Annotated in this window: 28 protein-coding genes; 11 read left to right on the top strand and 17 right to left on the bottom strand. The window is 70.0% G+C overall.

The window, feature by feature from the left end; translation table 11 throughout:
• Window positions 1-171 precede the first annotated feature (171 nt).
• The 9 genes from K8U61_RS10060 to K8U61_RS10020 form a co-directional block, all read right to left on the bottom strand.
• On the bottom strand, window positions 172-1,254 hold the full coding sequence (locus tag K8U61_RS10060; RefSeq protein ID WP_224122877.1) for a polysaccharide pyruvyl transferase family protein: 1,083 nt from the start codon (window positions 1,252-1,254) through the stop codon (window positions 172-174).
• Window positions 1,251-2,255, bottom strand: a complete 1,005-nt coding sequence (locus tag K8U61_RS10055) for an MATE family efflux transporter (protein WP_224122876.1) — start codon at window positions 2,253-2,255, stop codon at window positions 1,251-1,253. Before K8U61_RS10055 ends, K8U61_RS10060 begins: the two co-directional genes overlap by 4 nt.
• A 199-nt stretch (window positions 2,256-2,454) precedes the next feature.
• A complete protein-coding gene (locus tag K8U61_RS10050) occupies window positions 2,455-3,351 on the bottom strand; it encodes a sulfotransferase family protein (RefSeq protein ID WP_224122875.1) in 897 nt (298 codons plus the stop codon).
• On the bottom strand, window positions 3,348-4,529 hold the full coding sequence (locus K8U61_RS10045) for an O-antigen ligase family protein (protein ID WP_224122874.1): 1,182 nt from the start codon (window positions 4,527-4,529) through the stop codon (window positions 3,348-3,350). The genes K8U61_RS10050 and K8U61_RS10045 overlap by 4 nt, the downstream gene beginning before the upstream one ends.
• Window positions 4,526-5,611, bottom strand: coding sequence for a glycosyltransferase (locus K8U61_RS10040; protein ID WP_224122873.1), 1,086 nt, complete (start codon window positions 5,609-5,611; stop codon window positions 4,526-4,528). Before K8U61_RS10040 ends, K8U61_RS10045 begins: the two co-directional genes overlap by 4 nt.
• 524 nt (window positions 5,612-6,135) lie before the next feature.
• A complete protein-coding gene (locus tag K8U61_RS10035) occupies window positions 6,136-6,432 on the bottom strand; it encodes a DUF1416 domain-containing protein (protein ID WP_224122872.1) in 297 nt (98 codons plus the stop codon).
• Between the two features lie 310 nt (window positions 6,433-6,742).
• Window positions 6,743-7,591, bottom strand: coding sequence for a sulfurtransferase (locus K8U61_RS10030; RefSeq protein ID WP_224122871.1), 849 nt, complete (start codon window positions 7,589-7,591; stop codon window positions 6,743-6,745).
• Window positions 7,592-7,639: 48 nt separating this feature from the next.
• Complete coding sequence (locus tag K8U61_RS10025) at window positions 7,640-8,101, bottom strand: DUF4395 domain-containing protein (protein ID WP_224122870.1); 462 nt, start codon at window positions 8,099-8,101, stop codon at window positions 7,640-7,642.
• A 274-nt stretch (window positions 8,102-8,375) separates the two neighbouring features.
• Entirely contained in the window at window positions 8,376-8,849 is a 474-nt protein-coding gene (locus K8U61_RS10020) for a thioredoxin family protein (RefSeq protein WP_224122869.1), read from the bottom strand.
• Between the two features lie 61 nt (window positions 8,850-8,910).
• Between K8U61_RS10020 and K8U61_RS25625 the strand changes: the two genes are divergently transcribed.
• Window positions 8,911-9,336, top strand: coding sequence for a VanZ family protein (locus K8U61_RS25625; protein ID WP_372454228.1), 426 nt, complete (start codon window positions 8,911-8,913; stop codon window positions 9,334-9,336).
• On the opposite strand, the gene K8U61_RS10010 is transcribed toward K8U61_RS25625, so the two are convergent.
• The 4 genes from K8U61_RS10010 to K8U61_RS09995 all read right to left on the bottom strand — a co-directional run bounded on the left by K8U61_RS10010 (window position 9,296) and on the right by K8U61_RS09995 (window position 11,591).
• On the bottom strand, window positions 9,296-10,072 hold the full coding sequence (locus K8U61_RS10010; RefSeq protein ID WP_224122868.1) for a hypothetical protein: 777 nt from the start codon (window positions 10,070-10,072) through the stop codon (window positions 9,296-9,298). The two genes, K8U61_RS25625 and K8U61_RS10010, sit on opposite strands and share 41 nt — an antisense overlap.
• Window positions 10,065-10,637: a signal peptidase I gene (locus K8U61_RS10005; protein ID WP_224122867.1), complete on the bottom strand. Its 573-nt coding sequence runs from the start codon at window positions 10,635-10,637 to the stop codon at window positions 10,065-10,067. The genes K8U61_RS10010 and K8U61_RS10005 overlap by 8 nt, the downstream gene beginning before the upstream one ends.
• 16 nt (window positions 10,638-10,653) lie before the next feature.
• Window positions 10,654-11,157 (bottom strand): alternate-type signal peptide domain-containing protein, encoded by a 504-nt coding sequence (locus K8U61_RS10000; RefSeq protein WP_224122866.1) that lies wholly within the window; start codon window positions 11,155-11,157, stop codon window positions 10,654-10,656.
• A 131-nt stretch (window positions 11,158-11,288) separates the two neighbouring features.
• Window positions 11,289-11,591: a MoaD/ThiS family protein gene (locus K8U61_RS09995; protein WP_224122865.1), complete on the bottom strand. Its 303-nt coding sequence runs from the start codon at window positions 11,589-11,591 to the stop codon at window positions 11,289-11,291.
• Between the two features lie 87 nt (window positions 11,592-11,678).
• On the opposite strand from K8U61_RS09995, the gene K8U61_RS09990 reads away from it, so the two are divergent.
• The 3 genes from K8U61_RS09990 to K8U61_RS09980 all read left to right on the top strand — a co-directional run bounded on the left by K8U61_RS09990 (window position 11,679) and on the right by K8U61_RS09980 (window position 14,199).
• Complete coding sequence (locus K8U61_RS09990) at window positions 11,679-12,413, top strand: response regulator transcription factor (RefSeq protein WP_224122864.1); 735 nt, start codon at window positions 11,679-11,681, stop codon at window positions 12,411-12,413.
• A gap of 90 nt (window positions 12,414-12,503) precedes the next feature.
• On the top strand, window positions 12,504-13,919 hold the full coding sequence (locus K8U61_RS09985) for a tyrosine-protein kinase domain-containing protein (protein ID WP_224122863.1): 1,416 nt from the start codon (window positions 12,504-12,506) through the stop codon (window positions 13,917-13,919).
• A 52-nt stretch (window positions 13,920-13,971) separates the two neighbouring features.
• Window positions 13,972-14,199 carry a hypothetical protein gene (locus tag K8U61_RS09980; RefSeq protein ID WP_224122862.1) on the top strand — a complete coding sequence of 76 codons (228 nt, stop codon included), beginning with the start codon at window positions 13,972-13,974 and terminating at the stop codon, window positions 14,197-14,199.
• On the opposite strand, the gene K8U61_RS09975 is transcribed toward K8U61_RS09980, so the two are convergent.
• Complete coding sequence (locus tag K8U61_RS09975) at window positions 14,180-15,928, bottom strand: DUF4012 domain-containing protein (protein WP_224122861.1); 1,749 nt, start codon at window positions 15,926-15,928, stop codon at window positions 14,180-14,182. The two genes, K8U61_RS09980 and K8U61_RS09975, sit on opposite strands and share 20 nt — an antisense overlap.
• Before the next feature lie 41 nt (window positions 15,929-15,969).
• Here K8U61_RS09975 and mshD point away from each other — a divergent pair, with 41 nt between their 5' ends.
• Window positions 15,970-16,779: a mycothiol synthase gene (gene mshD, locus K8U61_RS09970; protein ID WP_308043132.1), complete on the top strand. Its 810-nt coding sequence runs from the start codon at window positions 15,970-15,972 to the stop codon at window positions 16,777-16,779.
• Window positions 16,780-16,788: 9 nt separating this feature from the next.
• Here mshD and ygfZ read toward each other — a convergent pair whose 3' ends face one another.
• From ygfZ to K8U61_RS09955, 3 genes are read right to left on the bottom strand one after another with little or no spacing between them, the layout of a single operon-like run.
• On the bottom strand, window positions 16,789-17,739 hold the full coding sequence (gene ygfZ, locus K8U61_RS09965) for a CAF17-like 4Fe-4S cluster assembly/insertion protein YgfZ (RefSeq protein WP_224122859.1): 951 nt from the start codon (window positions 17,737-17,739) through the stop codon (window positions 16,789-16,791).
• Between the two features lie 54 nt (window positions 17,740-17,793).
• Window positions 17,794-18,216: a Fur family transcriptional regulator gene (locus tag K8U61_RS09960; RefSeq protein ID WP_224122858.1), complete on the bottom strand. Its 423-nt coding sequence runs from the start codon at window positions 18,214-18,216 to the stop codon at window positions 17,794-17,796.
• Between the two features lie 9 nt (window positions 18,217-18,225).
• A complete protein-coding gene (locus K8U61_RS09955) occupies window positions 18,226-18,720 on the bottom strand; it encodes a heme-binding beta-barrel domain-containing protein (protein WP_224122857.1) in 495 nt (164 codons plus the stop codon).
• 146 nt (window positions 18,721-18,866) lie between these two features.
• Here K8U61_RS09955 and K8U61_RS09950 point away from each other — a divergent pair, with 146 nt between their 5' ends.
• The 6 genes from K8U61_RS09950 (at window position 18,867) to K8U61_RS09925 (ending at window position 26,557) form a co-directional block, all read left to right on the top strand.
• The gene (locus K8U61_RS09950) at window positions 18,867-19,259 is read left to right on the top strand and encodes a hypothetical protein (protein WP_224122856.1); all 393 of its coding nucleotides are present in this window, start codon (window positions 18,867-18,869) and stop codon (window positions 19,257-19,259) included.
• A 78-nt stretch (window positions 19,260-19,337) separates the two neighbouring features.
• Window positions 19,338-19,697, top strand: coding sequence for a DsrE family protein (locus tag K8U61_RS09945; RefSeq protein ID WP_224122855.1), 360 nt, complete (start codon window positions 19,338-19,340; stop codon window positions 19,695-19,697).
• A 45-nt stretch (window positions 19,698-19,742) separates the two neighbouring features.
• Complete coding sequence (locus K8U61_RS09940; RefSeq protein WP_224122854.1) at window positions 19,743-22,340, top strand: coiled-coil domain-containing protein; 2,598 nt, start codon at window positions 19,743-19,745, stop codon at window positions 22,338-22,340.
• A gap of 320 nt (window positions 22,341-22,660) precedes the next feature.
• Complete coding sequence (locus tag K8U61_RS09935; protein WP_224122853.1) at window positions 22,661-24,823, top strand: RNA degradosome polyphosphate kinase; 2,163 nt, start codon at window positions 22,661-22,663, stop codon at window positions 24,821-24,823.
• Between the two features lie 96 nt (window positions 24,824-24,919).
• Window positions 24,920-25,537: a DUF47 domain-containing protein gene (locus K8U61_RS09930; RefSeq protein WP_224122852.1), complete on the top strand. Its 618-nt coding sequence runs from the start codon at window positions 24,920-24,922 to the stop codon at window positions 25,535-25,537.
• A 6-nt stretch (window positions 25,538-25,543) separates the two neighbouring features.
• Window positions 25,544-26,557, top strand: a complete 1,014-nt coding sequence (locus K8U61_RS09925; RefSeq protein WP_224122851.1) for an inorganic phosphate transporter — start codon at window positions 25,544-25,546, stop codon at window positions 26,555-26,557.
• Window positions 26,558-26,637 lie beyond the last annotated feature (80 nt).

Below are 26,637 nucleotides of genomic sequence, written 5' to 3'. Positions count from 1 at the left end.
AGGCACCCGCGCTCGATCGGCGGCCTCACACCATCCCGCGAACTCCCCGCAGGGTCAGGCCACGTGCGTCGGAAGAGGCTATGCCACCTCAGTCGACGCACTGGTCGGGGTCCTGGCCCGCGTCGGACCAGGACCCCCTCGACATCCCCAGCGCTCGAGCCAGCGCTCGGCTCAAACCTTGGGCGTCTCGCTGCCGACGATCACGCCTCGCAGGAACTCCTCCTGCTGGCTTCGCAGCCCATCGAGCTTGCCGGGCGGCAGCTGGACCAGGTCCGACCGAATCTCTGGGCCCGCCACCCGCTCCAGGAGACTCCCTCGAGGAGAAGAGTTGAAGAGCATCGCGGGCCTGCCGAACGCGAGAGCAGCGACGCAGGCATGGACCCGGTCGGAGAGGGTCGCCGCCGCGGAACGATAGAGCGCGAGGTAGCTCCACGGCTCATCGGACATGTAGCCGTTCGGGCTGTTGAAGACCTTCCAGTGCATCGGCGGATTGCTCCGATGCTCCGGCCGGACAACTGAATAGCCAGCCAGTTGCGGCTCGCCCTTGTGGAAACGATCGATTGCCGCCGACACATAGGCGACCGCCTTTCCGCGCGACGCGATCGAATTCAGCCGATCGTTGACGTTCCACGTGATGTGCTCACCATTCGGCAGCGTCACGAAAGCGTCCCGCGTTGGATCGGCGATGCGCCATCGAGGTTCGACGTAGCGATCGAAGGTCACGCACAGATACGGCTCGGCGTCGATGTCTGGGACCGTCTCGAACGGCGTCCAGAACCCAGAGTCGATGCCATCGAAGATGATGCTGTTGTCCAACCCCATCGAGCAGAGCAACTCATAGGACCGCGAGTCACGGGTCGAGATGCACACGGGATCGGCATCCGAGAGGAACCGCCTCGCTGCGGCCACCTCGTCGTCGTCGAAGCGGTAGAAGGCGACGCCCGTCAGGAGAACGCGAGTGCCACGCTTGCGGAGGGACCGAAGGGTCTCGCGCCAGAACTCGTCGACATGCCAACTGAGGGACGGGCCCTGGATGACCAGGTAGTCCAAGCCTGCAACGCGACCGGTCACGTCGAACGACATCTTCGGGTTTCCGGTCGCCTTGTTCCTCAGGGTCCAGTTGCCCAGCGCGTCGGGCACCGTGATGATCTCGACGTCCCCGAGCGCCCTACGCAGCATGTGCGCACCACCCAGTTGAAAGAATGCGTTCCCAATGTTCTGGCTCCAGTACCCACTGGCAATGCCAATCTTCATACTCTCATCAAACCCTTCGAAGTGACCATATTCCAGGTGAATACGACGAACTGCAGTGAACCGAGAAAAGCGATAGCCGAAACGACCACCACGAGAGCGACCCCCGGGCTGGCCAGGAAAAATACCGCCAAGCTCGGGAAGAATCCCAAACCTGCGGCAATGAGGCGACTTACGCGGACCTCGCGTGCGAGCCCGGCACCCCGCGCAACACTGGAGGCAGCCTGGACGTACAACATGGCGGCGTAGGACAGACTCACGGGGAGCACGAACTCCTTTGCGGAGTCCCAGGTCGGGCCGGCCACCGCGACCATGACATCCCGCGGAGCCAGCTGGATCCCCAGGCAGACCAGCGCCACCCCGCCAGAGATGACCACGACGTTTTGCACGATCAGACGTCCTCGAGCAGCGGCCTCTGCGTCCCGGCTCGCCGGAAACGCCAAGTTGAAGACCGCGATGGCGATGGGGTTCAGCGGCGCCAGTAGATTGCGGGCAGCGGTGAAGCCGGCCGACATGGTTGCCGGCAGCCCCGTCGCCAGGATCAGCGTCGCAACCTGGCTTCCCCCGCGGTCGGCCATCGCCTCCATGGCGAGCCCCAGGCGCTGCCGGACGGAGGGTCCGGACGGCGGCGGGCGATGACCGAGCGCACGACTGAAGACCAGCAGCGCGACGATCGAGCTTCCCGCCCAGATGAGGAGCACACCCTCAGGCGAGTGCGGACGGAGGCCGATCATCAAGCCCACCATCGCAACGGTCCAGATGACGTCGTACCAAAGTGCCGGAACCATGCGTCGGCAGAGGATCGAAGTCGCGCGCGCCGCTTCTCCCACGCTCATCGCGATACCGCCGATCACGACGAACAGGCCAGTCCCCCAGGAGAGTGCTCCGGACGCAGCGAGGACCGCAAGCGAGGCGAGAGCCAGGACCAGGGAGCCGACGGCGGCGGTTCGGGCGGAGCGGCCCACCTCAGCGGGAACGTTCGAGAGGTCGACCGAGTAGGTCACGGAGGCCTCGCATGACCAGCTGCGAGAGACGCCGATCGTCAGGCGGACGAGGATAAGTGCGATTCCCGCATTCGCGAACTCAGCACCGTCTGCTGCGCGGACGGCGAGAACGCTCGCCGCGAAGTTGGACCCGCTGGAGATTCCCTGATCCAGCAGCAGTAGAGGCGTGTTCCACCTGTTCCTGACGCCAGGCACCCTCTCAACGGGCATGTCGCCACCGTCGAAGACGCCGCCGAGGCGCCTTGACCCCCAACTGGACGACACCGTCGATCATCGGATCGACGACCCGGGACACCTGGCCCGGCGACTCTTGGGGTGGGTGCACCAGCTCGTACCCGAAAGCATCGAGCATCGGCCCGGCGACCCGCTCGAATCGCCTGACCCAGGCGTCCGAGACCTCCGACTGCCAACCGGAGCCCCGCTCCGGGCGAATCTCGCCGTCGACGAGACTGTGGTGGCGCCTCGTGTACGAACCGACTGGCGAGACCGGGTTAGCCACCGTGTGCGAAGAAGTGTCCAGCCCGAACGCGTCCGCAAGGCCGCCAACGACGCCCTCGGAATCGGCCAGAAAGTCCTCAAACCGCACGAGGCGGACGCGATCCGGGAAAAGTCGCTCGGCCGCAAGACCCATGGCGACCGACTCGATCCACCAACGGGCAACCGCCGTCGAGACGTGCGGGCCGAAGTCGGTGCGCCGCAGCGATGCTCCGACGGCACGTCCATCTCGAACCAGGTGGACGAAGTGCGCATCCGGGAATGCCCGAAGGAGGGTGGCGCAATACCGCATGTTGTGGGGGCTGTGCTCGATCCATGAGCCAAGGGGGTCGACGCCCTTGGCGCGGAGCGCCCTCGACCAGGCCTCCACGACATCGGGCGCCGCTTGGACCGAGTTGAAGTCGGCGTCGCTCAGCTCCCATGTGCGGAGCCTCCACGCCGGGTCGAATCCTGCGAAGGGAGCGCCCGTGGCGACCGAGAGCAGGGTGGGGCCGAGGAAGTATGCCTCTGGAAGCACCGAGCTCGCGAGGTACCCGCCTAGTCGGGTGGCGAAGACGGTCGTCCCAGATCTGGCGGCCCCGCCGACGAAGATCTGGCTCATTCTCGCCCTCGTTTCGACTGGTCCAACACGGCTAGGCCGAAGCCCAACAGGATCCACCAATGACGCTGATACATCGACTCGCAGCTGAACGAGGCAACCAGTTCGGCGATGAGCGCCCCTGCGATGCCCAGTTGCAGACGACTGATCGTCAGCCTCATCGCGGTCATGATGTTGACCACCGCGAAACCCGCGAACCCTAAGGCCCCGACAATGCCGACGTCGCCCAGAAGCCAGAAGAACGAGAAATGCACCACGGCGCCATTGCGGTGAGTGGCTGATCCCAGACCGGTTCCGAAGAACGGGTCGTGATAGAAGGCACGGAGCGCGTCCTCGACGTAGAAGAACCTGTTGTCGAGCGAGCTGGACGGTCGCTCCGACAGGTTCTGGCTGACAGTGGCGATGACACCGGCAGCATCGAAGAGCGCGAAGACCGCAACACCCAGGAATGCAGCACCCAGGATGATGCTCGGACGGCGCCTGAGGGAGATCAACGCGATGAAGAGGACCGCCGCACCGACGTCCACCAGAGCGCCGCGGGAAAAGGTCTCGAGCAGGCAATACGCGAGCACGATGGACAGGACTCCGCGGACGAGAACGCGTCGGGAGACCAGCGATCCGCCGAAGACGACCAGCAGGAAGCAGCATGCCAGTGCCGCCCCGTTGGCGTTCGGGTCGTAGAGCCCACCGGAGAGTCGCGACTGAAACTTCACCGGCAGAAAAGATGCCATCAGCGCATGGGTCGGCAGGCTCTCGAGAAGCAACACGTTGACGACAGTCGTCGTGTATACGAAGGCGCGGAGCGAAGTTCTGACGAATTCGCGATCGTTACCGTAGAAGTAGGCGAAGAACAGATATGCGGCCAGGATGAAGAATCCGCCGAGTCGCGTCGTCGCCCACGTGAGTGTCGAGAATTCGCCGAAGGCTGCGGTGTGAAACCAGCCCACGATGAGAGCCCCAGCCATCAAGGCCATCGGCACCCGCATGGCCCTCGGGCAGCGTGGCAGACCGCGGACGTTGGCGAGGATCGCGACCGCGAGGAACACGTCCGACAGCGCCAGGACCGCGCCCTTGCCGGTCGGCGACGAGGGCTGGACCGCAACCAGGGCCGTGGCGAGGAAGAACCAGGTCTGGCCGGGCCGGGTGCGAGTCTGAGGAGGCTCCACTGCGACCAGCGTCATGAGGCAGCACCCCAGACAAGGACGTTGGTGAGCCGAACGTGGCCCTGAAGTGCAGCTCGTTGGTCCATCTCAGCTCGCGCCGAGAGTGCACGCCCCCGGAGCTCCTTGCGCGCGATCGGATCACGGATCAGTTCGCCCAACACCGTACTGATGTCCGAGGCCGTCGGCTGGCAGGTCCGCACGAAAGGACGCAAGCCTGGATCTGAGGCGGGCTCGGTCAGCAGCACGGCAGCTCCGCAGGAGATCGCCTCCATCGCGACGAGAGGGACGCCCTCCCATCGACTGGGCAGCACGATGATGTCGGCTCGGCGGTAGTCCTCCACCAGGTTGGTCCGGTGCCCGAGGAAGCCCACGTTGATGTCGAACTCGCTGGCCAGGGCACGCAGCTCCTGCTCGTCCGGGCCCGCGCCGATCAGGGTCAACCGAATCCGGTGCTGCAGGACCGGCCCGAGTTCGGCGATGGCTCGAATCAGGAGATCTTGGCCCTTCTGCCGACAAAGACGGCCGACGCACAGGATCTCCAAGCCGTCGTCCCCTCCTGCACGCTTCCCTTCGCCCGGTGAGAATGCGTCGGTGTCAACTCCGTTCCCGATCACGGTGTATTCGGTTGCTTTGAGGCCGATGTTGCGACGGGCTTCCTCCACCTCGTTGTGCCCGAGCAGGTGGAAGTGATCGGTGACCCTCTTCAGCAGGCGCTCCACGCGCTTGTACGGCCACCGCACCAGGCGAGGCGCCGCCAGCCACCCCCAGCCATGCGGGGAGAACTCCACGACGGCTTTCCTCCGGCCGAGGAAAAGAGCCGCGCGAAATAGGCCCGCGCGTGAGCTGTGGAAGTGCATCAGGTCGGCGTTCCGCGAACGGTCGCGTATCAGCCGAGCGTGTTTGCCAGCGAGTCGCAGGTCGGTGAAGGGCAGGTCGACGTAGTCGACCCCGGACTCGATGACGCGGGCCCGCTGGTCCGAGCTCGGATGACCGACAACCGTGACCTGCATGCCCGCCTGATGCTGGGCAATGGCGATCGCGGCCATCACGGCCGGAACGCCCCCGTTGCTCGGCTCAGCGAGGTGGACGACGCTGGTCATGGACGGGCCGCTCGCCGATCGCGGACGGACGTGAGCGTCATGCCCGACCTTCGCATGGCGACCACTCGAGCGAGCGCCACGCCGCTGTCCCTGCTGGCGACGGCGCCGAACGCCTGCTCGTGGAACGCTCGGCGCAGGCCGGCTCTCGGAGCGCGCGGCGATTCCTTCGACCGATGGCCTCGCGCGCGGTGTCGCGCCCACACACCGAGACCTCCATCACGTTCCGTAACCCCCGCCATCGATTGTTGCGGCCAAGCCGCATGGGAACGGCCGCGGGCAACCCGCCCTCTCGCGGCCGAATGGAAACCCTAGTTGCCAGCACGAATCGGCCGAGGACGAATGGGTCACGGAGAGGTTAACTCTTGCGAGGTCGACCCAGCAGATCGGAGGACGATCCCACCGGCCACGCCGACGCACTCTGGGCACGAACGGACGGCCTCAGGTCACCCAGGGCGAGCATCGCCCGCGCACTCGAACCCCGACAATGCCCTACGCGTCGTCCGCGTCTGGACGTGGTCGCGCTGTCAGAGAGCGACGACGACCTCGGCAACCGATCCGACGGACGCGTGGACCTTCTTGTCAACCGGATCTGCCTTGGGCGCGAGGGTGCGCAGCGTCCACTCACCGTCGCCGGCGAAGAACCGGAAGTGCCCGGTCGCGGACGTGGGAACCTCGGCGGTGAACTCACCAGTCCGGTCGAGCAGCCGGACGTAGGCGTTGCCGACCGGCTGGCCGTCACGGACGACCTGACCCTGGACGATGGCCTCCTTGGCGACGTCGATCCCGTCGAGGGAGAGGCCGCCCTCAGTTGCTCCGCACATGTTCTCTGTTCCTTCGTTCGAGCTGTGGAGGTGGCTTCGAGGCTCGGCGTCAGCACGCCTCACACCTCGACCACCGGGTCTTGCGGGCGGCGGCGCGGGTTGCGCCGCCGCCCGAGTTGTCTTCCGTTGTGAGCAGTGGGGGTCTTGGGCGGGTTGCCGGGTTTCGAGGCTCGGCGCTAGCGCGCCTCACACCTCAACCACCGGATTCCATCGGCGCTGGCGCGCCTGGCACCTCAACCACCGGGTTCGTTCTGTGGGTGGTGGTTTCGAGACGGTTGCTGCGCAACCTCCTCAACCACCGGGACGTTGGTCAGGCCTCGCCGCGCTCGTCGCCCAGCGCGACCGGAACTCCGACGAGGGAGCCGTACTCGGTCCACGATCCGTCGTAGTTCTTCACGTTCGCCTGGCCGAGCAGCTCCTTGAGCACGAACCAGGTGTGCGAGGAGCGCTCGCCGATGCGGCAGTAGGCGATGGTGTCCTTGCCCCAGTCGACGCCGGCCTCGGTGTAGATCTCCTTGAGCTCGTCGTCGGACTTGAAGGTGCCGTCGTCGTTGGCGGCCTTGCTCCACGGGACGCTCGCCGCGGTCGGGATGTGCCCCGCGCGCTGCGCCTGCTCCTGCGGGAGGTGGGCCGGGGCGAGGAGGCGGCCGGCGTACTCGTCGGGGCTGCGAACGTCGACGAGGTTCTGGGTGCCGATCGCGGCGACGACCTCGTCGCGGAAGGCGCGGATCGAGGCGTCCTGCTCCTGCGCGGTGTACGACGTAGCGGCGCGGCCCGGGGCCTCGTCGGTCAGCTCACGGGAGTCGAGCTCCCACTTCTTGCGGCCACCGTCGAGGAGCTTGACGTCCTGGTGGCCGTAGAGCTTGAAGTACCAGTAGGCGTAGGCGGCGAACCAGTTGTTGTTGCCGCCGTAGAGGACGACGGTGTCGTCGTTGGCGACGCCGCGCTCGGAGAGCAGGGCCTCGAACTGCGCCTTGTTGACGAAGTCGCGGCGGACCTGGTCCTGCAGGTCGGTCGTCCAGTCGAGCTTGATGGCGCCCTTGATGTGGCCCTTGTCGTAGGCCGTGGTGTCCTCGTCGACCTCGATCAGCACCACCTTCGGGTCGTCCAGGTGGTCCTCCACCCACTGGGCGGTGACGAGGGAGTTCTCGCGGGTCATGTGCTTCTACCTTTCTTGTGCGCCGAGGAAGGGGCGCGGGGTCTGTGGTCAGCGCGCGGTCGCGCGCTTGAGGAGCAGGTACATCTCGCAGCCGAGGCAGAACCGGAAGACCGCATTGAGGAGGGCCGCGACGAGCGCGAAGGCCGTCGCCACCTGGCCGAGCAGGTCGACGCCCGACCCGAACCCGACCAGGCCGATCACCGCGAAGACGAGGCCGACCGTCTGGGCGAACCGCGGCGGAGCCGGGTCCTCGAGCTCTGCGGGCGGCGCGAGCCGCGGCCGGATCAGGCGGCGGAACAGCCAGGAGTAGGGCGTGTGCTGCACGCCGCGGGTCGAGCCGACCGCGAAGACGACCGCCTGGGCTGCGAGCAGCGCGACGCCGAGCGCGGACGGGGCGAGCAGCAGCACGACGACGAGGACCACCGCGGTGATCGCGGCAGCGGCCTGCGGACCGCGCGGGTCGATGCCGGCGCCGGCGATGGGCGCGTGGTGCGTGGTGGTCGTGGACATGTCTCTCCTGCGGACGGATGCGAGTGGGGGCGACACGAGGTCGCGCACCGCCCGGATGGCGGCTCCCGTCCTGAGATTAGTCGACTAATTCAGTAGAGATAAGAGGCGCGACCGCGTCAGCGCATTCGACAGAGCGACGAGCGCACGCGGCAGTGGTCCACTGCGCGGCGGCGGGTCAGCAGGGTCGAGGACATGTCGCCCAGCGTAGGGACCCCGACCGGGTGCCCGACAATCGGCGTCTCACGATTCGGAACGCTCATCCACGATGTGGACATCACGCACGGCCCAGGGCAGCGAGCACCTGCTCCTTGCGGGGCGCCCCGGTCGCCCGCGTCACCTCGTTGCCGGCTCCGTCGAGCACGAGGGTCGTCGGCGTCCGCAGGACGCCGAGTCGTCGGACCAGCTCCAGGTGGTGCTCGGCGTCGACCTCCACGTGGGTGACTCCAGGGACGAGATCGGCGACCTCGGTCAGCACCCGGCGGGTGGCGCGACACGGCGCGCAGAAGGCGGAGGAGAACTGGACGAGTGTGGCCTGCTCGCCCGCGACGGCGTCCGGCATGGCAGCCTGGACGTCGGTCCATACGCTCTGATCGTCCGGCGAGGTGGTTTCGAGGCTCGTCGCTGACGCTCCTCGCACCTCAACCACCGAACGCGTGCCGCGGAAGCGGCCGTCGGTGAGCAGTCGGTAGGTGCCGACCGCGAGCGCGACCGCCACGGCGGCGACGGCGATCCAGGCTCCGGTGCTCATGCCATCCACCAACCGGAGCGGCGGCCGTCACATTCCGTGACCTGTGACAACCTTCCCCGTCATGGGAGCGAGACGGGTGGTCGCCGGCGCGCTCGTCATCTACTCCGCGGCCCTGGCCGTCGCTCTGCTGGCACCGACGTCGGGCACCCAGTCGTCCATGGCATCCTGGTTGCGCGACCTCGGTCGCGACATCGGCTTCTCGCCAGCGACGGCAACTCAGGTCCGAGCGGAGTTTCTGTCCAACGTCCTCATCCTGGTACCGGTCTCGCTGCTCGGATCGCTCGTCTGGCCGCGGACGACGTGGCGGGACTGGACAGCGTTTGGCTTCCTGCTCGCCGGCGCCGTCGAACTCACTCAGGGCCTGCTGCTCCCTCACCGGATGGCGTCGTACTCAGATGTCGTCGCCAACACACTCGGTTGCCTTGTGGGCTCGGGAGGCGTCTGGGTCACCCGCAGGCTGCGGAGGGCGCGGACGCCCAGCCGCTAGTCCCGAAGACGGCCTGCACCTCGACGGACCCGAACACGCCACCCAGCAGCTGGGTCAGCGTGCCGGTCGAGAGGGTGCTGAGGACGGCCCCACTGTGGGCGTCGAGGATCCGGTACGCCGTCGCGCCGGGGACCGTGGCCCACGAGACCGACAGCGGGGTGCAGGTGATGGCGGGGGTCGTCAGCACCATGGTCGTCAAGGTGCCGGTCTCCACCGGCGCCTCGTCCGTCCAGCCGCCGACGGCGGAGTCCACCTCGAAGGTGAGCCGGGTGGTGCTGCCGGCGACCGATGCCGACGCGTCGTCCGGCAGCGCGATCCGCAGGCAGACGGACTCGCTGGCCCCGGGCGCGAGCGATCGAGGTCCGGCGGGCAGTGCCGATCCACAGGCACCGCCGGTGACCGACCGCCAGCTGCGGTCGAGCGCGGCGGCCAGGTGGCGCCCGTCCGGGTCGGTGCCCGAGCTCGCCCACGTGTAGGTGAGGGGCACCGAGCCGGCGTTGGAGATGGTCACGATCCTGGTCAGGACTGCACCCGGCAGCAGGTCGGTGCCGGACAGCGCCGGCAGGGCGAGCGCGTCCTGGCCGTCGACGCGCAGGTCAAGGGCGCCGGTGCGCACCGCCGTTCCTGTCAACGCCTCGGACTCGGACCATCGCGCCTGCGTCCCACGCACCGGGCCGAGCAGGACCAGCAGCGCCGCGACGACACCGAGGACGACCACCCATGCGCGCTCACGCATGCCGGATCCCGGTCGGCAGGTCGGGCGGTCGTCGCATCCGGTCCCACAGGGCCCCGAGCAGCATGATCGCGGAGTAGAGCAGCAGCCCACCCGCCACGACGAAGACCGCGACCTGGCGCTGCTGGCTGCTGAGCAGCATGGTCACGTAGCCGAGGTAGGGCACCGAGTACCAGCGCTCCCCGAGCACCTGGCCACCGCGGATCGACCAGGGGTCCGGTGCGTCGTTGGCGTCGCCCTGGGTCCGGAAGACCGGGCGGCCGTCGACGTCGACGCCCTGTCCGATGATCCGGTGGGTCACCACCGTCGGGTCGTCCTGCCGCGGCTGGAAGGTCACGACCGCGCCGATCCTGAGGTCGTCGGGATCGACGGGGCGCACCACGACGAGCGTCCCCGGCGGCATGTCGGGTCGCATGGAGCCGGTCCGGACGGCGTACGGCGTCGCGCCGGCCACGCGTGGGACCACCACGGTGACCAGCGCGCCGCCGACGACCACGGCGATCAGCGTCCACTCGAGGGCGCGCTTCACGCCGTCCAGGACCGTCTCCGCGCGTCGCTTCCCAGGCATCGCGCCGGAGCCGGGGTCAGACCTGGGTGGCGCTGACGACGATGTCGTCGAGGGTCGCCGACAGGTCCTGCCCGTCGGTGACCGTCGACAGGAGCTTCACCGTCACGTCGACGTTGATGACGTCCCCGTCGGACACGACCGTCTGGTCCGGGATGTCGTCGCCGTCAGCGTCGGTGAAGCTCGCCGTCGCCTGCAGGATCGACCCGAGGCCCCCGCTGTCGTTGGAGAACGACGGCGTGGACGTCGACAGCGCGACGGTCATCACGCCCGCCACGTCGACGGTGAAGGTGCAGTGCCGGTCGAGGATGCTCCCCGGCACCAGCAGGTCGTTGACGGCGTCGAAGGGGTCGCCCCCGAAGAGCCAGCCGTCGCAGTCGGGCACGAGCTTGATGTAGCCGGTCGCGACGTCGGTCCCCTCCGTCGTTCCCTGGCCGCTCCAGCTCGCCTGTGTTCCCCATGCTCCGATCAGGAGCACCGCCGCGGCTGCCGCCGCGACTGCCCCCTTCGTCGATTTCCTCATCAGGCCCCTCCCCGGTCCCGTTCGAGAAGCACCGTCCGTCGGTGCGCCGAGGCTCCTACCCAGAGGAACGTGACGGGACTCACACGCCCCGAACTGGTCCAGTCCACGGCGTGTTGTCGGCCGGGGGGCGCTCAGCCCCCGGCGAACGGCGGCAGGAACTCCACCGAGGACCCGGGCTCGACGATGATCGAGCCCGGGTCCTCGGCGTTCGCGGGTCGATCACCGACCAGCGTGGAGCAGGCCTGGAGCACCTCGGGCAGCCGGGTGCCCGGGTGCAGCTCGAGGACGCGGCGTACCACCTCGGCGAGCGAGATCGGGCCATCGACGAGGAGCTCGTCGCCCGCCACCCCGGCGGCGGCCCTGGCGGAGGCCCAGTAGTGCACGCGGATGGTGTCCGTCTCATTTCGCTTGGATCCATCCAATGCGACGCTCATGTAACGGTATTGTCCACGAGCAAGACAGATCGGCCGAAGCCCAGCGTTGCGTTTCGGTCCCCGCCCGTCAGGGAGGAGACCCCCGTCATGAGCACGCTCCTGCTTCTCACCAGCGCTCTTCAGCCCTCCGCCGAGGTGCTGCCGGCGCTCGCGCTCCTGGGTCACCAGGTCCGCATCCTCCCCGCCGAGGGCAGCGCCCTCCTCGAGGCGCCCGACTCCGACCTGCTGCTGGTCGACGGTCGCCAGGACCTCGCCCACGCCCGCGACCTGTGCCGGCTGATCCGCACCACCGGCACCGACGTCCCGGTGCTGCTCGTCTGCACCGAGGGCGGCCTCGCGGTCGTCCTGCACGACTGGGGCATGGACGACGTCGTGCTCCACACCTGCGGGCCGGCCGAGCTCGAGGCCCGGATCAAGCTCGCGATCGGCCGGCTCACCGCCCGCCGCGAGGCTGACGACCCCGAGTCGCACGTGATCCGCTCCGGCGAGGTCGTCGTCGATGACGCGACGTACACCGCGAAGGTGAGCGGCCGCTCGCTCGACCTCACCTTCAAGGAGTTCGAGCTCCTCAAGTTCCTGGCCCAGCACCCGGGCCGCGTCTTCAGCCGCCAGCAGCTGCTCCAGGAGGTGTGGGGCTACGACTACTTCGGCGGCACCCGCACCGTCGACGTCCACGTCCGTCGCCTGCGCGCCAAGCTCGGCCCCGAGAACGAGACGCTGATCGGCACGGTCCGCAACGTCGGCTACCGCTTCGTGCTCCCCACCAAGGAGCAGAAGTCGATCGCCGCCGACGCCCGCGAGCCGGAGCGCGTCGACTCCTGACTCCGCGCGGAAATCTCTGCGTGACCCGCCTCATCTAGACTTTTCGCCGACCGATCGTCCAAGTGGACGCAAACAGAACGAGGGGGCGGCGTGGAGCTGCGTGACTACCTACGAGTGATCCGCCGACGGTGGCGGATCATCGTGGCTACCGCATTGGTCGTGGTTGCTGCCGCGCTTGCCTACACGTTCGCCGTGACGCCGCAGTACCAGTCGACCGCGCGATTGTTCGTCACGACCCAGACCGACGACACCGCCTCGGACCTCAACCAAGGTGGTCTCTTCTCTGCTCAGCGCGTGACGTCGTATGCCGACCTGATCAAGAGTCGTGAGCTCGCCTCGACGGTCATCAAGGACCAGAACCTCGATCTGACTCCGAGCGAGCTCTCCTCGAAGGTCAGCGCCAGCGTCGTGCCGGAGACGGTGAACCTCGAGATCTCGGTGAAGGACCCGAGCCCGCGGCAGGCTCAGGCCCTAGCTCAGGGCTACTCCGAGGCACTCGTTGATCTGGTACGCCGCCTCGAGACTCCGAGCGGGCAGACCACGACGCCCATCAAGGCGACCATTGTCGACCCAGCCAGCCTGCCGACGTCTCCAGTCTCACCGCAGCCCCTCCGCAACCTCGCCCTCGGGATCGTGCTCGGCCTGCTCCTCGGCGTGGGTATCGCCATTGTGCGGGACCTCCTCGACACAACCGTGAAGTCCACTGACGACATCGCCTCCGGCACGGATGCGCCGATCCTCGGCGGCATCCCGTTCGACGGGAGCGCGCGCCAGCGACCGTTGGTCACGGCTCTCGACTCCCACGCTCCGCGTGTGGAAGCCTTCCGGGTCCTGCGCACTAACCTCCAGTTCGTCGATGTCGACAGCGCGGCGAAGGTCTTCGTGGTCACGTCGGCATTGCCGGAGGAGGGAAAGACCTCCACCGCCGTGAACCTCGCCATCACCCTCGCCCAAGCGGGTCATCGGACTGTGCTGATCGAGGGTGATCTCCGTCGGCCGAAGGCGGCAGCAAATCTGGGGCTCGACAACGCGGTCGGCGTGACGACGGTCCTGCTGGGACGGGTCACTGTTGAGGACGCGATTCAGAAGCACGCGGAGAGCGACCTTCACGTGCTCGCCAGCGGCGCGATCCCCCCGAACCCGGCGGAGCTGCTGCAGAGCAACGCCATGAGTGACCTGGTCAAGCGCGTACGAGACGACTACGACGTCGTCGTCGTCGACGCTCCGCCGCTGTTGCCCGTCACCGACGCCGCCTTGCTTGCCACTCACGGCGATGGCGCGCTTCTCGTCGTGCGCTACGGAAGCACGACGCGCGACCAACTTGCGCAGGCGGCCGACCGGCTTGCGCAGGTTGGATCCGCGCCCGTGGGCGTAGTCCTGAACATGGTGCCGAACCAGCGCCGCTCGCACGGGTACGGCTACGGGTACGGCTACGGGTACGGATACGCACCGACGCCTGAGGCCAACGGCGCGGACGGCAAGCAGGTCAGGAAGCGCAAGCGCTAGGCGCGTTCGACGACGTGTCCCGGGGGCGAGACCCGGCGTCACCGACGCCGCCTTGCTTGCCACCCACGGCGATGGCGCGCTTCTCGTCGTGCGCTACGGAAGCACGACGCGCGACCAACTTGCGCAGGCGGCCGACCGGCTTGCGCAGGTTGGATCCGCGCCTGTGGGCGTGGTCCTGAACATGGTGCCGAACCAGCGCCGCTCGCACGGGTACGGATACGCACCGACGCCTGAGGCCAACGGCGCGGACGGCAAGCAGGTCAGGAAGCGCAAGCGCTAGGCGCGGTCGACGACGTGTCCCGGGGGGCGATACCCGGTGTCACCGACACTCGCACCGCACCCGTCTGCTCGGCACCCGAACGCATCTGCCAGGTCAGGTCCACGGTCTCGCCCGGCGCCAGCTCGACGGGGACCGTGACCACCAGGCGATCGTCCTGGGGAATGGCGGTGACGTCGTCGACCGGACGCCGGTTGATCTCGACGGCGGAGACGGAGCCACCTACAGGCGCGTAGAGGCGCACGAAGAGCTGTTGGTGGCCGGGCTCGGTGCCGAACCTGCCGCCACCCGTGATGTAGTGAGGCAGCGACGCCGCGTCCTTCGGGGCGGTGGAGGTCAAGCGGGCGGAGCCCATCAGTCCTTGCACACCGCCCGAGCAGTAGGTCGCGTCCACCCCGACCTGGTAGCGCAGGTAGTAGGACATCTTCGAGCCGGTGCCGTCGTTGAGGTAGACGCCGACCTGAGGGCCCGTGGCGTCGGGGTCGGTCAACTGGCCGGCAACGGCAGTGTCGGCGAGCGACGACTGCACCGACTTCTGGAACGAGTGCACATAGATGCGGTGCTCGCGCGTTGCATGTCCCAACGCCTCGGCGAGGTCGATCGGCGACTCGGCACCCTGCGACACCTTGTCGAAGACGGCTCGGGCGACCTGACGGAAGAACGCGTCCTGGGCGAGCGGGTTCGGGTGGTCGAGATAAACCTGGTGGAGCAGCTGGTCGACCACGTTGTCCTGCGTGAGCTCGGTCGTACCCGCTTGGACCGGCCCGGTCGCCCCGAGTATGTAGGAGAGCGCAACGGGATCGATCGAGATCACCCCGTCGAGGCGGCCTCCCTCGACCTCCTCCCAGCGTGCCCGCATCAGGTCTGCCGTCCGCGAGAAGTCAGGGGTGAAGTTCGCATCCAGGAAGTAGGTGCCCACCTGGTCGCCGTAGATCTGCCTCTCCGCGTCCGTCAGATCGAGCACCGGAGTCGCCCGCTCCCCGAAGGAGTTGCCGGCCACCTGCTTCGTCATCTCGACCTTGCCGTCACTTGCGGTCACCAGGGAGACCGCTCCCGGCAGCCCGCCGGTCGAGCGGATCTCAGCGTTGTTCTGGAAGACGAGGAGGAAGTGCTGCGTCCCGCCGGCGCCGAGCATGGACGGCATCACTTGGACCGCGGTGTCCGCGGCACTCAGGATCCGGTGCGCGTCCTCGACTCGGACTGCGAAATCACGGTACTTGTCCCGCAGGCGTCCGACGTACGCCGAAGGATCACGTTCAGCAAGCTCGGCGTCGGCGCGAGCGAAGGCATCTGCTCCCTCCGCCAAAGGACCCTGGAGCTCCTCCATGGCGGCCACGTCGATCCGGCCGTCCTTCGGGAGCAGCTTGTCGAGCGAGCCGGTGGTGTCGAGCAACGGCTCGATGCCGTGGTCGGCCAGGTCCGCTGCGACGCTGCTCACCGTGCGGACGCCGTCGGCATCGTCGCCCACCACGGGAAGCACGCTGAGAACGCTCCAGGTCGGGCCACCCGTCAACTCGTCCGCGCGGGCGCTGTCGTCCTGCAGGTCGGCGAGCGCTGCGTCCTGGCCGGACTGGTCGTCGTTGAGGACGGCCCGCTGGAGCCGGGAGGCGTCGTCGATGGCGGCGTTGAGGCTCTGGTTGACCTGGTAGGCGCGCCACCCGGCCCAGGCCGCGAAGAGCACACCGAGCCCGATGATGGCGCCAACGATGACCGTGATCCGCCGCCGCCGCATGCGTAGACCCTAGCGACGCCTCGCGCCCTAGGGTGGATTACGTGGACCTCATCACGCAGGTCGCCGACGATGCAGCGGCGGCCGACGGCACCGACCCGCTCGACGAGGCGACCCGGCTGACGCTCCGCCATCGGCCGGAGACGGTGCGGTCCTGGACCCGCGCCGACGGCTTCGCGCTCGTGGTCGGCACCGAGCTGAGCCTGGTGGTCGCACCCAGTGGGCGCGGGCAGGGCACCGGCGGTGATCTGTTGACCGAGGCGCTCGCCGCGACGCCTCTCCCCCTCAGTGCGTGGTCGCACGGCGACCACCCGGCCGCGGCAGCGCTCGCGCGGCGCACCGGCTTCGACCGGGTCCGCGAGCTGTGGGTGATGCGCAGGGCGACGGGCCTCCCACTGCCGGAGGTCGTGGTGCCGCACGGCATCGAGCTCCGGTCCTACGAGCAGGCCGATGCCGCGGAGCTGCTCCGCGTCAACGCAGCGGCCTTCACCCATCACCCCGAGCAGGGCGCCATGGACGCCGCGAACCTGCGCGAGCGGATGGCCGAGCCGTGGTTCGACCCCGCCGGGCTGCTGGTGGCGACCGACGGCACCCGGATGCTCGGCTTCCACTGGACCAAGCAGCACTCCCCCGAGCTCGGCGAGGTGTACGTCGTCGGGATCGACCCGGCCGCGCAGGGCCGCGGGCTGGGCAAGCTGCTGACGCTGGCCGGGCTGCACCACCTGGCCGATGCCGGGGTCGACGAGATCCTGCTCTACGTCGAGTCCGACAACGCGCCCGCGACCGCGACGTACTCCGGCCTCGGCTTCACCCACGCGGACGCCGACACCCACGTGATGTACCGCAAGGACTGAGAACTGGGGTCAGCGGAGCGGGCGTACGTGCAGCCCGACCTCCGGGTCGACCACGACCTCCTGGGCCGCGGGCATCCCGTCGACCGTGAGGGTCGCGTCGAGGGACACGTTGCGCTTGACCATCGCCAGCGCGATCGGGCCGAGCTCGAAGTGGCGGGCCGAGGTGCCCACGAAGCCCACGACCTTCTCGCCGTCGCGGAGCTCGGCACCGACGGCCGGCAGCCGGTTCTCGGAGCCGTCGAGGTGGAGGAGGGTCAGCCGCCTCGGCGGCCGGCCGAGCGTGTGGACCCGTGCGACGGTCTCCTGGCCGCGGTAGCAGCCCTTGTCGAGGTGGACCGCCGGGCCGATCCAGCCGGCCTCGTTGGGGATCGTGCGGTGGTCGGTGTCCAGACCGAGCCGGGGCTCGCCACGGGCGATCCGGAGCGCCTCGAACGCCCATAGGCCGCAGGCCGGTCCGGCCGCTTCGGCGTACGTCGTCAGCTGGTCGCGCGGCACGAGCTCGTATCCGGCATAGGGTCCCGAGGCGGTCGACCCGGGGCGCCAGGTCACGGCGAGCTCGTCGGTCACGTCGGCGACCTCGACCCGCATCATGAAGCGCATCCGGTCCAGGAAGTCGACCAGCGCCGCCCCGGCACCGGGCTCGGTGTGCGCGGTGAAGGCCTCGCCGTCGTCGTACCCGAAGAAGGCGTGCTCGACGTGGCCCTGCGGGCTGAGGATCAGCACCCCGGTCCAGGTCTTCGGCGCCAGCGACTCCAGGTGCTGGGTCGTGAGCGAGTGCAGCCACGTGAGGCGGTCCGGTCCACTGACGCGGATGACGTCGCGGTGGGAGAGGTCGACGAAGCCGTCACCGCCCACGAGCGTGCGCTGCTCACCGTTGAAGGAGCCGTAGTGGGCGGCCACGTCGCGGTCGATCCCGTCTGCGGCGACGGCACCGGACAGGTCCAGCAGGGGGCTACGCATCTTCACTCCTCACGACGGGGGTTTCGAGGCTCAGGCGCGGGGCGCCTTCGCACTTCAACCACCGTCGACATCACAGTCGACGCACCGTCCGAAGACGGCCAGGTGACCGACGTCGAGCACGAAGCCGCGCTCCCCGCGGAGCCGGTCCGCGAGCGGGGCCACCACCTCAGGGTCAACGGAGACGACCTTCTGGCAATTCCGGCAGACCAGGTGGAAGTGCTCGTGCTCGGTCACCGAGTGGTAGGTCGGCGCGCGGTCCGACAGGTGGGCGTGCCGCACCAGGCCGAGCTCCTCCAGGACCTCCAGCGTGCGGTACACGGTCGAGACGTTGACCGCGCTGGACCGCTGCTGGACCTCGGCGAGGATCTCGTCCGGGGTCGCGTGGCCCAGACGCTCCACCGCCTCGAGGACGAACTGCCGCTGGGGCGTCAGCCGGTAGCCCAGGCTGTGCAGCCGCGCGGCGAGCTCCTCGGTCACGGTCCGACCCTACTGACGGACCAGCCGGGCCCAGAGGTGCGGCTGGAGCTCCTGGCCCACGGCCTCCATGTCGTAGGCGTAGAGCAGGTCGCCCTCCACGTTGCCGTAGAGCCGCTTGCCGCCGGTGACCTCCTTGGCCGACTCGGTGAACGAGACCCCGGCCGTGTGCAGCTCGACCTTGCCGTCGTCCGCCCGGCCGTACCAGATCTCGGAGATCCCGGAGGAGTGTGAGAGCAGCAGCTCGAGCTCGCCCCCGGGGCGGCAGCGCAGGAAGCCCGCCTCCTGGGCCGCCTGACGCACGGTCTCGCCCTCGTCGTCGACGATCCACGAGCGGGCGAAGTAGTGGAAGAACGGCCGGCCGTCGTGGGTGAAGACGAGCTCCTGGCCGTACTGGAAGGCGTCGATGGTCGGGTAGTCGCCGTGTCCGCGGCCGCCCCAGCGCCCCAGCAGCCAGGCGACCGGCCCGCAGTCGGGGTGGAGGTTAGCGGGAAGTTCGAAGGGCATGAACGCCATGGTAGGCGTGTGAACTCGCCGTAAATTCTGCCCCGTGGCCACGCTCGTAGCCCTATTGGGCAATGCCGACGGCCCGATGGTCTGTGGTTTGATAGGCCCTCCTGGATCGCACGAAAGCCCAATACGGGGGAAATACCATGAAGAAGCTGCTGATCGGCCTCATTGCCGCACTGCTCATGTCGGGCGGCCTCGTGGCGACCGCGACGACCGCCGACGCCGCGCCCTACCCCGGCTCGGTCAAGACCAAGACCTCGGCCAAGGCCCTGGGCGCGCGCCCCGGCCACGCCAGGATCAAGGTCAAGATCAGCTCTAGCAAGGGCAGCAAGGACCCCCAGGGGACTGTCGTCTTCGTCTTCGTCAACAAGCGCACCGGCGCGACGAAGCGTTTCTTCTACAGCGCCTCCGACGGTCCCGTGTACAGCTTCAGCGGCCTGCGCGCCGGGCGCTACGTCGTGAGCATCAAGTTCAAGGCCAAGGAAGGCTCGAAGTGGAAGGACAGCTCCGACTCGGTCAGCCTCCGGGTCAAGTGAGCCGCACCTGACGCGTCTTCCCACGAAGGGCACCTCCGATGCGGAGGTGCCCTTCGTCGTTGTTCTAGGTTGAGGTCCATGGCCCGCCCCCTCGTCGTGAAGGTGACCTGCGGCAGCGACGACCCGGAGCGCAGCAACCAGGGGCTCACCGTGGCCGCCGCCGCCGTCGCGGCCGGCGCCGAGGTGAGCCTGTGGCTGACCGGCGAGGCCGCCTGGCTCGGCACCGCAGCCGGGCTGTCCTTCGAGCTGCCCCATGCCGCGGCCCCCACCGACCTGGTCGGCGCGGTCCTCGCCGCCGGGCAGGTGACGGTCTGCACCCAGTGCGCCGCCCGGCGCGGGATCACGGATGCGGACCTCCGGCCCGGCGCACGGATCGCGGGCGCCGCGGCGTACGTCGAGGAGGTCCTGGCGCCGGACGCGCAGGCGCTCGTCTACTGAGGTTCCCCTCCACGGCCGCCGCGACAGCCAATAGGCTCCAGGGTGATGGACGCCAACGACCCGACTCCCACCCGGTGGTGGCAGCGCAAGCCGGACCAGCCCACCGAGAGCCCCGAAGAGGTGGCTCCTCCGGTCGAGCAGCCGGCCCCGTCCCTCACCCCGCCGGCCGTACGGACCCCGTCCGACCTCCAGGCCGCGATCGAGCGGGCCGCCGAGCTGCGTCGCCGCGCCGAGCAGGCCGCCGCCGAGCAGGCCGCCGAGCGGCTGGTCGCCGAGGAGGCCGCCCAGGTCGCCGCCCGCGCCCGCATCGAGGCCGACCAGGTCGCCGCCGAGCACGCGGCCCGGGCCCAGGAGGCCTTCGAGGCCCGTCGCGCCGCCGAGGAGGCCGGCGAGGCGCACGCCGCCGAGCGCACCCGTCTCGAGGAGGCCGCGACCGAGGCCGCCCGAGCCCGGGCGGAGGCCGAGGAGGCCGCCCGGAAGCTCGTCGACTCGGCGAAGGTCGCGACCGCGCTGCGGCTGGCCGCCGAGCAGGCCGCGGCCCAGCAGACCGTGGACCGCACAGCCGCCGAGGACCAGGCCCGCGAGGCCGAGGCCCGCGCCGAGGCCGCTGCCGCCGCCCGCACCGAGGCCGAGGAGGCCGCACGATTCCGGGCGACGGAGGCCGAGGAGGCCGCGTCCCGGCGCGTCGAGGCAGAGCGCGCCGCGGAGGCGGCGGCCGGCGAGGTCAGCCGGGCACGGGCCGACCTCGAGGCCGAGACCGCCCGGTCCCGCGAGCTCGCCGAGCAGCTCACCGCCGCCGCCGAGGAGCGCGCCGCCGCGGAGCAGGAGGCGGTGCGCGCCCGGGAAGCCGCGGAGCAGGCCGCCGCCGAGCGCGCCGGCGCCCAGGCCCGGTCGTACGCCGACCAGCTGGCGGCGCTCGCCGACGAGCACGGCCAGGCCCTCGCCGAGGCCGCGAGCGCCCGGGAAGCCGCGGAGCAGGCCGCCGCCGCCCGTGCCGGCGCCCAGGCCCAGTCCTACAGCGACCACCTCGCGGCCCTCGCCGACGAGCACGGCCAGGCGCTGGCCGCGGCCACGAACGCGCGTCAGGCGGCCGAGGAGCGCGCCGCCGCCCAGGCCGAGGCCCGGACTGCGGCCGAGCGGGCCGCGGCCGACCAGGCCGAGGCGCGAGCCGCCGCGGAGCAGGCGGCTGCCGAGCGCGCCGCTGCCGCCACCGAGGCCCACGCCGCCCACGAGGCCGCCGCGCAGGCCGCCCGCGAGCAGGCCACGCTCGCCGAGCAGGCGACGACCGCCCGCACCGCCGCCGACGCCGCCGCGCTGGCCGCGGCCGAGGCCGCGCGCCAGGCCCACCAGGACCGCGAGACCGCCGAGGCCCGTGCGCAGGAGCTGGCCGCCGACCTGGCGCGCGCCACCCAGGCGCACGAGGACTTCGTGCGGACCAGCCAGGACGCCCGCGCCGAGGCCGAGCAGGCGGCCGCCGACCAGGCCACCGCCCGCGCCGAGGCCGAGCAGCGCGCCGCCGAGCAGGCCGAGGCCCGCGCCGCGGCGGACGAGGCTGCCGCCGAGCACGCCCGCCGCGCCGACGCCGCACACAGCGCCCGACTGGCCGCGGAGCAGGCAGCGACCGAGCAGGGCGAGGCCGCGGGGGCCGCCGAGACCGCGCGGGCCCGCGCCGAGGAGTCCGCCCGCGCCCACGCCGAGGCCGCCGCCCAGGCCGCCGCCGCGGAGGAGGCCGCCCACCGCACAGCCTCCGAGATGGCCGAGGCGCTGCAGGCCGCGCACGATGCCCGCATCGCCGCGGACGACCGGGCGCGTGAGCACGCCGAGAACGCCCGCGCCGAGTCCGAGGCCAGGGCCGCCGCCGAGCTCGCGGCGGCCGAGGCGCTCGCCGCCCGGGAGGACGCGGAGGCCCACGCTCGCGTGCAGGTCGAGGCCGCGGTCGCCGCCCACGAGGCGCGGAGCGCGGCCGAGGAGGCCGCCCGCGCCGCCGGGGTCCGGGTCGAGGAGGCGCAGGCCGCGCGCGAGGAGGCCGAGCGCCGGGCGGCGGACCAGGCCGAGGCCGCGTCCCGTGCGACCCACGACCAGACCAGCGCCCACCTGCGGGCCGAGCAGCAGGCCGAGTCGGCCCGCGCCGCTCACGAGGCCCGCGCCGCCGCGGACGCGGCGGCCGAGGAGCACGCCGCGGCCCGGGACCTGGCCGAGCGGGCCGCCGAGCAGGCCGCGACCGCCCGACGGGCTGCCGAGGACGATGCGCGCGGGCACGCCGAGCTCGCCGCCCAGGCCGCGGCCGACCGCCAGGTCGCCGAGCAGCAGCTCCGCGACGTCCTCGAGGCCAGCGCAGCGGCGACCAGCCGTCAGGCCGAGGAGCTGCGGGTCGCCGTCGAGGCCCGCGAGGCCGCCGAGCGCGCCGCCGCCGAGCAGGCCCGGCTGCGTGCCGAGGCCGAGGAGTCCGCCGCCCAGCGGGCCGGGGACCGGTCCGCGGTCGAGGCCGCCGTACGCCACCAGGCCGAGATCGCCGAGGAGGCGATGCGCGAGCGCACCGAGGCCGAGGCGCGCGCCCGCGACCTCGCCGTCCAGCTCGAGCAGGTCCGGGCGGAGCTGCTCGAGCTCCAGAGCCAGAAACGCGGATTCTTCCGCGGTCGGTAACCGAGGCTTCACCCAGTGGTCTGCACCACCCGGCCGGGTGATGTGGTACCTGCCTCAATCTCACCCGATTTCTTTACCTTGCGGAGCAAGATGAGAGCGTGTCGGAAGTCTCCAGGAATGGGTGCCCGCGGTGCGGGCACGACGTGAAGCGAGAGGGGTCCTCGGCTGCCCGGAAGGCAGCGCGAGCACTCACGGGCCGCAAGCCCAAGCGAGTCATGTGCGGCGCCGACACCGACCTCGGCTGGTCCTGCCCCTGCCGGAGCCGCTACCACCTCGCCTGAGGACACCCTGCGTTCACGGGCCGGTGCCACACTGACCCCATGACGCTCGAGAGCCTGCCGCCCGAGGCCGTCGCCAGCCACGGTGAGGGGATCCCGGAGGAGCCCTTCGACGTCGAGCCGCCGTACCTGCCCGACGACGCCGCGCTCGCGGCGGTCGAGAAGTACGACGACCGCTTCCTCGACCGTGAGCTGTCCTGGCTCCGCTTCAACCAGCGGGTGCTGGAGCTGGCGGAGGACCACACGCTGCCGCTGCTCGAGCGGACCCGCTTCCTGGCGATCTTCACCAGCAACCTCGACGAGTTCTTCATGGTCCGGGTGGCGGGCCTCAAGCGCCGCATCGCGGCCGGTCTCGCCGTACCCGCGGCGTCGGGCCTGATGCCGACCGAGGTCCTGGAGCTCATCTGGAGCACCGCCCAGGAGCTCGCGGAGCGGCAGGCCCGGGTCTTCCGCGAGGACGTCGTGCCCGCGCTGGCAGAGGCCAACATCGAGCTGGTCCGCTGGGACGACCTGGACCGGGAGGAGCAGAAGGCCTGCAAGCGGCTCTTCCGCGACCGGATCTTCCCCGTGCTCACCCCGCTCGCCGTCGACCCGGCACACCCCTTCCCCTACATCTCGGGGCTCTCGCTCAACCTGGCGGTGCTGATCCGCAACCCGAAGACCGGCAAGGAGCACTTCGCGCGGGTGAAGGTGCCGCCGATCTTCTCCCGCTTCGTCCCGGTCGGGAACCAGCGCTTCGTGCCGCTCGAGGACGTCATCGGCGAGCACCTCAAGCGCCTCTTCCCGGGCATGGACGTCCTCGAGGTGCACACCTTCCGGGTCACCCGCAACGAGGACCTGGAGGTCGAGGAGGACGACGCCGAGAACCTCCTCGCCGCCCTCGAGAAGGAGCTGCTCCGGCGCCGGTTCGGTCCGCCGGTGCGCCTGGAGGTCGAGGAGTCGATCGCGCCGCAGGTGCTCGAGCTGCTGGTCAGCGAGCTCGGCATCTCCGAGCAGGAGGTCTTCCGGCTCCCCGGCCCGCTCGACCTGCGCGGCCTCCACGACATCGCCGACCTGCCCCGCCAGGAGCTGAAGTACCGCGCGTTCGTGCCGACCACCCACCCCCAGCTCGCTCCGGTCGAGTCGGCCGCGCCGGTCGACGTCTTCAAGGCCGCGCGCCGCCAGGACGTGCTCCTGCACCACCCCTACGACTCGTTCGCGACCTCCGTGCAGCGCTTCATCGAGCAGGCCGCCGCCGACCCGCACGTCCTCGCGATCAAGCAGACGCTCTACCGCACCTCCGGCGACAGCCCCATCATCGACGCCCTCATCGACGCCGCCGAGGCCGGCAAGCAGGTGCTGGTCATCGTCGAGATCAAGGCCCGCTTCGACGAGCAGGCCAACATCCGCTGGGCCCGCAAGCTCGAGCAGGCCGGCTGCCACGTCGTCTACGGCCTGATCGGCCTCAAGACCCACTGCAAGCTCGCCATGGTGGTCCGCGACGAGGGCCAGTACGGCATCCGCCGCTACACCCACATCGGCACCGGCAACTACAACCCGAAGACCTCCCGCACCTACGAGGACCTCGGCCTGATCACGACCAACGAGGCCATCGGCGAGGACGTCGCGCACCTCTTCAACAACCTCTCCGGCTGGTCGCGCAACGCGTCGTACGGCGAGCTCCTGGTCGCGCCCGACTCGGTCCGGTCCGGGCTCGTCGACCAGATCCACCGCGAGATCGCACACCAGCAGGCGGGCCGGCCGGCCGGGATCCGGTTCAAGGCCAACTCGATCGTCGACGAGGCCGTGATCGACGCGCTCTACCTCGCCTCGCAGGCCGGCGTCCGGGTCGAGCTGCTCGTGCGTGGCATCTGCGCGCTGCGTCCCGGCGTACCCGGCCTCTCCGAGTCGATCGCCGTCCGGTCGGTCCTCGGTCGCTTCCTCGAGCACAGCCGGGTCTACTGGTTCGACAACGGCGGCGAGCCGACCGCGTGGATCGGCTCGGCGGACATGATGCACCGCAACCTCGACCGCCGCGTCGAGGTGCTGGTGCGGCTGCCCGGCGACGACAACGTCGGCACGGTCCGCAACCTGCTCGACCTCGCCTTCGCGCCCGACACCTTCGCGTGGGAGCTCGACAGCACGGGCACCTGGCACCGCAACGAGGGCACCGTGCACCTCCAGGAGGCGCTCATCGAGGCGCAGCGCAGGCGGCGCTCCTCGTAGCCCCGCCGAAAGCACATCGAGGCCCTCACTTGCGCGTTCAGCGAGGTCACCCCCTAGTCTGTTGCGCGTTCTTTTCCTCCTCAACAGGAGTTATCCGTGGGTTTGCGTATCCGCCCCGTCGACACCGCCTTCTACGACCTCCTCACCGAGTCGGCCCAGCACCTCATCCGGGGCGCTGACCTGCTCGCGGAGATGCTCGCCGACGGTGCCGACCACGACGACGTCGCCCGCCGGATGCGCGAGGCGGAGCACGACGCCGACGAGACGACGCACGCGATCGTGAAGAAGGTGAACTCCACCTTCGTGACGCCGTTCGACCGCGAGGACATCTACGCGCTGGCCTCCGGGCTCGACGACGTGATGGACATGATGGACGAGGTCGTCGACATGATCCTGCTCTACGAGGTGAAGCTGCTCCCGCCGGAGCTCTCGGCCCAGGTCGAGGTGCTCCAGCGGTGCGCCGAGCTGACCGCCGGCGCGATGCCGAACCTGCAGTCGATGCAGTCGCTCGACGACTACTGGATCGAGGTCAACCGGCTCGAGAACACCGGCGACAAGAACCACCGCCGAATCATCGCCAAGCTCTTCAGCGGCGAGTTCAAGACCATCGAGGTGCTCAAGCTCAAGGACATCACGGAGGCGCTCGAGGAGGCGATCGACGCCTTCGAGAAGGTCGCCAACACGGTCGAGCAGATCGCGGTCAAGGAGTCCTGACCTCTCATGGACATCGCGATCGTCATCGCGGTCGTCGTCGTTGCCCTGTGCTTCGACTACACCAACGGCTTCCACGACGCGGCCAACGCCATCGCCACCTCGGTGTCGACGCGTGCGCTGACGCCACGGATCGCCCTCGTGCTCGCCGCCGTCATGAACTTCGTCGGCGCCCTGCTCGGCCAGGAGGTCGCGCACACCGTCAGTGACGTGATCAACCCGCCCGGCGGCAACCACGGGTTGGTGATCGTGCTCGCCGGGCTGCTCGGCGCGATCGCCTGGAACCTCATCACCTGGTACTTCGGCCTGCCCTCGTCGTCCTCGCACGCCCTCATCGGCGGCCTGGTCGGCGCGGCCCTGGCCGCCGGCGCCCTCGTGCACTGGTCGACGATCGTCGACAAGGTGCTGATCCCGATGGTGCTCTCGCCGATCTTCGGCTTCGCGGCCGCGTTCGTGGTGATGCTGGCGATCCTCTGGATCTTCCGCCGGCGCAACCCGCACCGCGTCTTCCGCGGCTTCCGGATGGCCCAGACCTTCTCGGCCGCGGCCCTCGCGCTCGGCCACGGCCTGCAGGACGCCCAGAAGACGATGGGCGTGATCTTCCTGGCGCTCACCACCGCCGGCTACTACGTCGACTCCAACGGCCAGCCGCAGGAGAACCTCCCCCTCTGGGTCGTCGTCTGCGCGGCCGGCGCCATCTCCCTCGGCACCTACTCCGGCGGCTGGCGGATCATGCGCACCCTGGGCCGCCGCATCATCCACCTCGACCCGGCCCGCGGCTTCGCCGCCGAGTCGGTCGGTGCCAGCGTGCTCTACACGACGGCGTTCGTCTTCCACGCCCCGATCTCGACCACCCACACGATCACCTCGGCGATCATGGGCGCCGGCGCCACCAAGCGCTTCTCCGCCGTCCGCTGGGGCGTCGCCCGCTCGATCGTCGCCGCCTGGGTCCTCACCTTCCCGATGGCCGGCATCGTCGCCGCCGGCTGCTACTACGTCCTGCACGCCGTCATCGGCCAGTAGGGTCTCAGGGTCGTGGTGCCCCCCCGTTTGTGGGGGGTGGGGCCGCCACAACCCCCAATCGTGGGGGGGGGCGACCCCCC

The sequence above is a fragment of the Nocardioides mangrovi genome, from assembly GCF_020073815.1.
GTDB lineage: Bacteria > Actinomycetota > Actinomycetes > Propionibacteriales > Nocardioidaceae > Nocardioides > Nocardioides mangrovi.
The sequence above is the reverse complement of the archived record's forward strand: the minus strand, read 5'-3'. Positions and strand labels throughout refer to the sequence as shown.

What these genes read in the sequence shown, in the direction of transcription:
- K8U61_RS09935 (WP_224122853.1), top strand. Translation starts at nt 22,661, where the DNA reads ATGACGCTCGAGAGCCTGCCGCCCGAGGCCGTCGCCAGCCACGGTGAG.
- K8U61_RS10020 (WP_224122869.1), bottom strand. Translation starts at nt 8,849, where the DNA reads ATGAGCACCGGAGCCTGGATCGCCGTCGCCGCCGTGGCGGTCGCGCTC.
- K8U61_RS09975 (WP_224122861.1), bottom strand. Translation starts at nt 15,928, where the DNA reads ATGCGGCGGCGGCGGATCACGGTCATCGTTGGCGCCATCATCGGGCTC.
- K8U61_RS09955 (WP_224122857.1), bottom strand. Translation starts at nt 18,720, where the DNA reads ATGCCCTTCGAACTTCCCGCTAACCTCCACCCCGACTGCGGGCCGGTC.
- K8U61_RS10030 (WP_224122871.1), bottom strand. Translation starts at nt 7,591, where the DNA reads ATGACCCGCGAGAACTCCCTCGTCACCGCCCAGTGGGTGGAGGACCAC.
- K8U61_RS09990 (WP_224122864.1), top strand. Translation starts at nt 11,679, where the DNA reads ATGAGCACGCTCCTGCTTCTCACCAGCGCTCTTCAGCCCTCCGCCGAG.
- K8U61_RS10050 (WP_224122875.1), bottom strand. Translation starts at nt 3,351, where the DNA reads ATGAGCCAGATCTTCGTCGGCGGGGCCGCCAGATCTGGGACGACCGTC.
- K8U61_RS10025 (WP_224122870.1), bottom strand. Translation starts at nt 8,101, where the DNA reads ATGTCCACGACCACCACGCACCACGCGCCCATCGCCGGCGCCGGCATC.
- K8U61_RS10060 (WP_224122877.1), bottom strand. Translation starts at nt 1,254, where the DNA reads ATGAAGATTGGCATTGCCAGTGGGTACTGGAGCCAGAACATTGGGAAC.
- K8U61_RS10035 (WP_224122872.1), bottom strand. Translation starts at nt 6,432, where the DNA reads ATGTGCGGAGCAACTGAGGGCGGCCTCTCCCTCGACGGGATCGACGTC.
- K8U61_RS09950 (WP_224122856.1), top strand. Translation starts at nt 18,867, where the DNA reads ATGAAGAAGCTGCTGATCGGCCTCATTGCCGCACTGCTCATGTCGGGC.
- K8U61_RS09940 (WP_224122854.1), top strand. Translation starts at nt 19,743, where the DNA reads ATGGACGCCAACGACCCGACTCCCACCCGGTGGTGGCAGCGCAAGCCG.
- K8U61_RS09945 (WP_224122855.1), top strand. Translation starts at nt 19,338, where the DNA reads ATGGCCCGCCCCCTCGTCGTGAAGGTGACCTGCGGCAGCGACGACCCG.
- K8U61_RS10010 (WP_224122868.1), bottom strand. Translation starts at nt 10,072, where the DNA reads ATGCGTGAGCGCGCATGGGTGGTCGTCCTCGGTGTCGTCGCGGCGCTG.
- K8U61_RS10000 (WP_224122866.1), bottom strand. Translation starts at nt 11,157, where the DNA reads ATGAGGAAATCGACGAAGGGGGCAGTCGCGGCGGCAGCCGCGGCGGTG.
- K8U61_RS09995 (WP_224122865.1), bottom strand. Translation starts at nt 11,591, where the DNA reads ATGAGCGTCGCATTGGATGGATCCAAGCGAAATGAGACGGACACCATC.
- K8U61_RS10045 (WP_224122874.1), bottom strand. Translation starts at nt 4,529, where the DNA reads ATGACGCTGGTCGCAGTGGAGCCTCCTCAGACTCGCACCCGGCCCGGC.
- K8U61_RS10040 (WP_224122873.1), bottom strand. Translation starts at nt 5,611, where the DNA reads ATGACCAGCGTCGTCCACCTCGCTGAGCCGAGCAACGGGGGCGTTCCG.
- K8U61_RS25625 (WP_372454228.1), top strand. Translation starts at nt 8,911, where the DNA reads ATGGGAGCGAGACGGGTGGTCGCCGGCGCGCTCGTCATCTACTCCGCG.
- ygfZ (WP_224122859.1), bottom strand. Translation starts at nt 17,739, where the DNA reads ATGCGTAGCCCCCTGCTGGACCTGTCCGGTGCCGTCGCCGCAGACGGG.
- K8U61_RS09925 (WP_224122851.1), top strand. Translation starts at nt 25,544, where the DNA reads ATGGACATCGCGATCGTCATCGCGGTCGTCGTCGTTGCCCTGTGCTTC.
- K8U61_RS10005 (WP_224122867.1), bottom strand. Translation starts at nt 10,637, where the DNA reads ATGCCTGGGAAGCGACGCGCGGAGACGGTCCTGGACGGCGTGAAGCGC.